At 56.1% G+C, this 387-nt stretch carries 1 protein-coding gene; it reads right to left on the minus strand.

Annotated features, from left to right (window positions below; all coding sequences use genetic code 11):
* Positions 1–144: 144 nt before the first annotated feature.
* A partial coding sequence (tnpB, locus tag FS804_RS24740) for an IS66 family insertion sequence element accessory protein TnpB (protein ID WP_144579354.1) occupies positions 145–387 on the minus strand: 243 nt, incomplete at its 5' end.

The following is a 387-nucleotide window of genomic DNA, read 5'->3' on the forward strand; positions in this document are numbered from 1 at the left end:
CGGCCATGGCAAGAACCATGGCCTTGAGTGCCTCTACATCATCCGGGAGCTCTATATCGGGTCGCGTCATGGGTATGATCAGAGCATATTTTGCTGTGATCCGCCCGCAGTTTCAGGTGCATGATTCAATTCGCCGCAGGGGTTTTACCCAACAATCTCGGGCGGCTTGATGGGTGTTGATCGAACGCGTTTCCAGTCCATCCCATCCACCAAAGCCAGAAGCTGGGCATTGTTGAGCTGGACCCGGCTATGTCCGATGCGCGGCCAGCAGAACTGGGCTTTCTCCAGCCGCTTGGCGTAAAGGCAAACGCCCGAGCCATCCCACCATACGATCTTGATACGGTCTGCTCGTTTCGCCCGGAAGACATAAAGAGCTCCGTTGAACGG

This window comes from Agrobacterium sp. DE0009 (genome assembly GCF_007680755.1).
Lineage (GTDB): Bacteria > Pseudomonadota > Alphaproteobacteria > Rhizobiales > Rhizobiaceae > Agrobacterium > Agrobacterium tumefaciens_B.